The organism is Ectothiorhodospira shaposhnikovii (genome assembly GCF_016584105.1).
GTDB classification, from domain to species: Bacteria; Pseudomonadota; Gammaproteobacteria; order Ectothiorhodospirales; family Ectothiorhodospiraceae; genus Ectothiorhodospira; species Ectothiorhodospira shaposhnikovii.
In genome coordinates this window covers 1-5,842 of record NZ_NRSM01000059.1, presented here as the reverse complement: position 1 = coordinate 5,842, position 5,842 = coordinate 1, and the positions used below count along the sequence as shown (strand labels likewise).

General features: G+C 53.7%; 8 protein-coding genes and 1 pseudogene. All 9 read right to left on the bottom strand.

The annotated features are described in order from the left end of the window. Positions 1 to 54: 54 nt before the first annotated feature. The gene (locus tag CKO35_RS17135) at positions 55 to 513 is read right to left on the bottom strand and encodes a hypothetical protein (RefSeq protein WP_200177328.1); all 459 of its coding nucleotides are present in this window, start codon (positions 511 to 513) and stop codon (positions 55 to 57) included. Positions 514 to 728: 215 nt separating this feature from the next. Then, positions 729 to 1,343, bottom strand: a complete 615-nt coding sequence (locus CKO35_RS17130) for a hypothetical protein (RefSeq protein WP_200177327.1) — start codon at positions 1,341 to 1,343, stop codon at positions 729 to 731. Positions 1,344 to 1,506: 163 nt separating this feature from the next. Then, positions 1,507 to 2,253 carry an SAM-dependent methyltransferase gene (locus CKO35_RS17125; protein ID WP_200177326.1) on the bottom strand — a complete coding sequence of 249 codons (747 nt, stop codon included), beginning with the start codon at positions 2,251 to 2,253 and terminating at the stop codon, positions 1,507 to 1,509. A 271-nt stretch (positions 2,254 to 2,524) separates the two neighbouring features. Further along, positions 2,525 to 2,818, bottom strand: a complete 294-nt coding sequence (locus CKO35_RS17120; protein ID WP_006787578.1) for a HigA family addiction module antitoxin — start codon at positions 2,816 to 2,818, stop codon at positions 2,525 to 2,527. Next, positions 2,818 to 3,096 (bottom strand): type II toxin-antitoxin system RelE/ParE family toxin, encoded by a 279-nt coding sequence (locus CKO35_RS17115; RefSeq protein WP_040852390.1) that lies wholly within the window; start codon positions 3,094 to 3,096, stop codon positions 2,818 to 2,820. Before CKO35_RS17115 ends, CKO35_RS17120 begins: the two co-directional genes overlap by 1 nt. Before the next feature lie 218 nt (positions 3,097 to 3,314). Further along, positions 3,315 to 3,677: a hypothetical protein gene (locus CKO35_RS17110; protein WP_200177325.1), complete on the bottom strand. Its 363-nt coding sequence runs from the start codon at positions 3,675 to 3,677 to the stop codon at positions 3,315 to 3,317. Positions 3,678 to 3,788: 111 nt separating this feature from the next. Further along, complete coding sequence (locus tag CKO35_RS17105; protein ID WP_200177324.1) at positions 3,789 to 4,253, bottom strand: GNAT family N-acetyltransferase; 465 nt, start codon at positions 4,251 to 4,253, stop codon at positions 3,789 to 3,791. Between the two features lie 451 nt (positions 4,254 to 4,704). Continuing rightward, positions 4,705 to 5,226, bottom strand: coding sequence for a hypothetical protein (locus CKO35_RS17100; protein WP_200177323.1), 522 nt, complete (start codon positions 5,224 to 5,226; stop codon positions 4,705 to 4,707). 190 nt (positions 5,227 to 5,416) lie between these two features. Then, a pseudogene (locus CKO35_RS18595) lies at positions 5,417 to 5,686 on the bottom strand (GFA family protein); the annotation flags it as partial. Between the last annotated feature and the right edge of the window lie 156 nt (positions 5,687 to 5,842).

The window sequence follows — 5,842 nt, the reverse complement described above, 5'->3', positions numbered from 1 at the left end:
CGGTGAGACCCGTAACTGGACGCCGGTGGGTCCGGTGTGGCTCAACCCTGAAATTCAAAATGATCCTCGTGCTTCATTAGAGGCTGCATGACCCGGGTTCCAACCACCTTGACAGCCGCCGGCCTGCCCCATGCGCTGGTGTTCGGTTCTCAGCCCCTCGATCTGGCGCAGCAAGTCCGTATCGCCCATCTGCCGGGCGGTGGCCGCCGCTGCTTCCAGGCGCTGCTGCACCTGAGCCTCGTGGTTCTGGAAGCTGCGCCAGTAGCGGTCATGGTTGGCGGGATTGGCCCCGCGAATCAGGACGTTTTTCCATTCCTGCACCTGTACCTTGAACTCCACGTTGGCGGCGTCCACCTGGGTGGCAACCCGGATGGTTTCTTCCACCAGGGATCGGTACTGGCCCAGCCCCTGGCCCAGAGCCAGGAAGCAGGCGGCAGCCACGATCAGGACCAGCAACAGACCTCCACCCAGGAGGCCGACCAGCTGTGCACGAAGGGAGTGAAGTAGGGGCATAGCGAGGACATCCGGGTCAGTGGGTTATATCGGAAGTATAATCACTCTGATCCGGAAACCATGTTGCCGGGGCATGATTTTCACCTGGCCCTGATCAGGAGCATCTTCGAACCGAGCTCTCCGGGGCATTCACCCCGGGGCATCACGTGTACACGCGTCATTCCCGCGAAAGCGGGAACCCATCCAGTGGCCACGATGTGAAAGGGGCCGCCACCCTAACGCCAGAAATACACCATCACCACCACCCCGATCATCAGCGCCACATTCACACCGACCCGCGGCAGCGTGCCATGCCGACCGATCCGATAGATGGCAAAGCCATAGGCAATAGCGGCAGCCAGGCCCACCACCCCCGCCAACAGCAGAAACACCATCGAGCCCGCATGGGCCTGTGCCCCGGGGTTGGCCTGAACCAGCGACTTCAGCGTGAGCCCGGCCACCAGCACGAACACCAACTGCGACAGCAACCTGCTCTCAATGTAGTAAAAGCCCTGATCGAAGGGATTTTTGAACTGGCGCACCGGAAAACGATGGAAAAGAAGCGACATGTTCGACGCCTCCCGGATGGGGAAGAAGAACAACGCCAGCCCGGCCGCGATCAGCGCCCCCATCCAGAGATCCCTGATTGCGCCGCTTTGCAGAATCAGGATCTGCAGGATGGCGCCGAGCAAAAGGAAGGGTACCGGCGAGTAGTAGCAGGTCAGTTCCGCGTGGCAATGGGTACACTCGAACCGGTTGGCCGCGGAGTGGGGCCACCTGCCCCAGACATGCAATAGCACGGTGGGGAAAAAGATGGTCTTCCGCTTGCAGGCAGGGCAGGTGAAGAGCATGAGGCACCGGATCGGAGGCGTGGGATGAGGCTCGGAAAAGAGATTAACCGACAAACATGTTTTCGGGATATCGGCAGCCCACTCTCCAGCTGCCGAAAGCACATGGCGATGATCGCCATGTGCTCCCGAGGTTCCTCAAACTATCCGGATTGCCGGACCCTCATCACCGTGCCATCAGAGCGAATACCCCCCATCCAAGGTACTCACGCGTGTATGCGACGTGGCGCCTGGGGGCGTCATTCAGCTGGGATCGAATCTCTTGTGCAAAGTCGTCATCGGGATTCGCTTCAAGCCACCGGCGCATGGTGAGCCATTTGGCCGCCTCGTATCGGTCCCAACCTTCCTGATCTGCCAGAACCATTTCCACAACGTCGTAGCCGAGCTCGTCAAAAGACGCAACCAGCTCCGGAAGCCCATGAAAGTCCGAGATGGAATTGGCAAAGCACTTCTTGGCAACCTCTTCCGACGGCGGTAACTGACGCCAGTAGGGTTCACCGATGAGGATGATCCCGTTGCTGTTGAGACTCTTTTCCAAAAGCTCAATGGTGCCGGCAACTCCGCCACCAATCCATGTGGCACCGACACATGCAGCCACATCGCACTTGATGTCGGCGACATAGCCGGCAGCATCGCCATGAATGAATTCCACTTTATCGGTGACACCGAGTTCTTCAGCGCGGAGTTTCGCTTGCTGGCTGAACAACTGACTCATATCGACACCGATGCCGGTAATCCCGAAATCCCGTGCCCAGGTGCAGAGCATTTCGCCCGAACCGCTGCCGAGATCGAGCAGACGAGTTCCGGGTTCAAGGCGCAACACGGCGCCGAGGGTGGCGAACTTTTCTGGCGTGAAAGGATTATGAATGCGGTGAGCACTTTCGGTAATGTTAAAGATACGTGGGATATCCAATGTGGAAAGCCTCTTTAACGAACATGAATGGATGCCGGCATGGTTCAAAGCCAGTGGGAGCGGGGGTACCGAAGGAGTGCTGCAATCTGGACTGGTGTCCCTGCGAGAATCGAACTGAATGGTAGTCGAACTGAGGTCTTACTGAAAGAGCCGGAATGACCAATGCTCAGTAATGGCTGAGACACGGTGAAGGCCCGAACCTCCGGCAACGAGAAAGACCCGCATGTGGGGTGTTGTGGAGGCCTGGGGAGAAAAACCCCCGGCTATCCGATTAAGCTGCTTCAAAGTCCAGAGGGTGAATGTCATCCAGGTTGACCGTTTTGCGGGCCACCCAAAGATCGTACATATCCTGCATCGCGAGCCAACTTTCAGGAGTACGCCCAAGAACCTTGGATAACCGCAGAGACATTTCGGGACTGATACCACTGTCTCCTTTGAGCAGCCTGGACAACGTGGAGGGCGAAACACCCAGACTCGAAGCAAGCTGACGAGAGCTAATACCGAAAGGCTCCAGATACACCTGGCGAATGAACTCACCCGGATGCGGCGGATTATGCATGGCCATTATTGATAATCCTCATAATCAAGAATGTAGGCGTTGCCGTCCTGGAATTCGAACGTTATGCGCCAATTTCCGTCAACCCGAATCGACCACCGGCCTTTGTCCTTTCCCTTCAATGAATGAAGCCGAAAACCAGGGATGTCCATGTCTTCCACCGAAGTGGCAGTATCCAGAGCAGCCAGCTGCATACGCAGCTTCTTGGCATGATCCGGCTGTATGCCAGACGTACTGCCAGTCGCGTAGAACCGCTTCAGTCCTTTGTGACGGAATGATTTGATCACGAGGCAATGCTAGCGCGTTGCGCATCATGCAACAATAAGGCTTCCTGCTGGAGCATCTGAGATGTCCACAGTGTGGACCAACGTACCTATGGCGTTGAAGGTCACCATGGTTGCATGGTCCTTTGAACTCCGGAGGAAACGCCCCGTGCGGACCCGCATGCGGGGTGTTGTGCAGGCCGGGGGAGAAAAACCCCCGGCTATCCGATTAGGCTGATGTGTTACCACTCGCGCCATTCCTCAGTTAGATCATCTTTACCATTGCCAACCCCTACATCAGCAGCTGCTTTGATAATAAATTCAGCCAAGTCTTCGCGTTGATCTGTTTCGATGAGAGATTCGCCAGACTCCATATTTAATACGTTTAGTGCTAAGACCGTGTCCTTGACTACTGACATTACGGCTTGTTCGTCTCCATGGTCACTGGATGAGACTCTTTGAATGTATGAATCAAGTATCTCACCACACTTTTCTATATCCGCCTCGGTGTAGCCCGGATCGCCTTTATCCTCAAGAACCGCCTCCATATAACTGCGCATACCATCAAGGGTTCTCTCCCGAATTCTTAGAATTTCTACATTCATTTGCAACTCCCATAGTTTGCAATATTGGGCGGTGCCTAACGCCCGTAGTACGCGCGGCCTTGTAGTGGAGGCGCAGCCGCAACGAAAAGGCCGTCGCTGTGCCTGCGCCGGTTAAGAGGCAATCTGCTTGCACATAACATCGACCGCGACTCCCTTATATTTGCATCTTTCTAGATGGCGCCACCCAAGCTTCTCATAAAGTTTCGAGGCGAATTCAGTATAGAGGTACCAAGTATCAGCACTGGAGCGAACTGCCTCAGCTTCGCACCGAGCGATCAATCCAGTTGCTATTCCGTGATGCCGGAAAGACTCTTTGACATAAACGGCAGCCAGCCAAGGGGATAAATCCGGTTTAGTGTCCATGTCGTTCTGTACTAGAGCAGCCGAACCAATAAGCTGACTCCCTGAAACAGCAACAAAGATTGAAGGAATACCCTCTCGTCTTGCAGCTTTGGAAATTGCTTCGGTTCGACCTTCCAGTGTAAGCGAGGGGTTCAAATGCCTCCACTCTGAATGGTGGAGTTTCGCCAACTCCGTAATGAACTCTTTCTTGTCAGCCAGAGGAACGATTTCCACAGTCTTTGTCTCTTAACGCTTCAAGCAGAGGCGTCAGCTCCGCTGGCGTCCTGCTGCCTTGATTTGTGTACGCCCGACATGGGCATGAACTGATGGGGTGAAAGTCCCCCGTAGGAGTACCTGTGATGTCCACACTGCGGACGACTGTAACTACTAGCCGACGGCAAGGGCAAACCCGTGAGGGAATGTCTGAAGGAAGCCCGAGCGCAAAGATGCGGGGGGAAGCCAGCAGACGGCATAGTAGCCAAACGCTCACCGCAATGGGTGAGACACGGTGAAGGCCCGAACCTCCGGCAACGAGAGAGACCCGCGTGTCTCAACGGACGTAATGCGCCCGACCGGGTGAAACGGCCTTGGCGATTCGTTGGGTAACCAGCGTTGAAGGTCACCATGGTTGCATGGTCCTTTGAACTCCAGAGGAAACGCCCCGTCCGGACCCAGGATATGCTGTTCATTTGCTGAGTTGCTCTCCCATTGGTTCATAAAGATGTACATCTTCTGGTAATCTACCGATCAAGTCGGAAAAGTCTAGTTTTGAAGCCACTGATAGCCAGCGTAACTCGGGATTTTTATCCAGTGCCGTTGCACGTATCTCATGTGGAATTGTATTCAGCTTTTGCAACGCCTCCGGACCTGAGCTGGATAGCAACAAGTAGCTCTTTGCGTCAACGTTCGGGGCTACATCAAGACCTTCGTACACATTCCGATGCCAGTCCTTGATAAAGCGCTGCCAGCGTGCAAAATTACCGCCACCGTTTTCTCTGTAGCTCATGCTACTTAAAATATCGCTTCCCGTTATTGTATGTAAAGCCAGGTAGGTTGGGCAATTTTGAGTTAACGCTTTAAAGCGCTGAGATGTGTGAAATCCTGTTACTGATATCAGGGCTGGTAGCTTCTCTAAGCTGTAGAAATCATTCCATGCTTTCTCTTCAGCAGGGTTTGAGAAGGTGCATTCAACAGAGTAAATCACCATAGTTAGTCTCGCTATCGGTCAGGTTTTTAAGCAATTAATGCAGGCTGGCATCATCTATCAAATCATGGCGCGGCGCGTAGTTATTTGATTGCCGGGTTAATGCCTCGCCTTATCAATACCTATCTTGAATCCATCCTCTACTAAAGCATTTCCGGGATCCGCGCTACAGGATGACCTCCGCCCAATCTGTTTAGGGTTTTTGGTCCTCATAACCTTCAGGGTGTTGCTTCCCTGCGTCACCGATTTCTTCCCATGATGATTTTGAGTTTACATATAAATGATGTGCTACTTTCAAGCTTTCATGGCCTGACGTAACAGTCCCAACAGGTATGTACATGTGTAGTTTGTCGTTTTCGCCTGGGAGTGAGGTGCCGCACGTTTTGCAGAAGTATGTATACCAATCATGGCCAGGCTTTTTCCAAAATCCAATTTGATCCTCGCCTCTAACCCATTCAAACTTGTTGCTATTAACCCGGCAATCAAATAGCTACACTGCTGCATATTGAATGGATCCAGCCCGGAAATAGCTCGCAACCCGCTTGGGCAGTTTTTGCAGTTTGCGAAGATGAGACAGTGCTTTCTGTTTCAATTGATCCTTGTTTCGCGCTGGCGGACC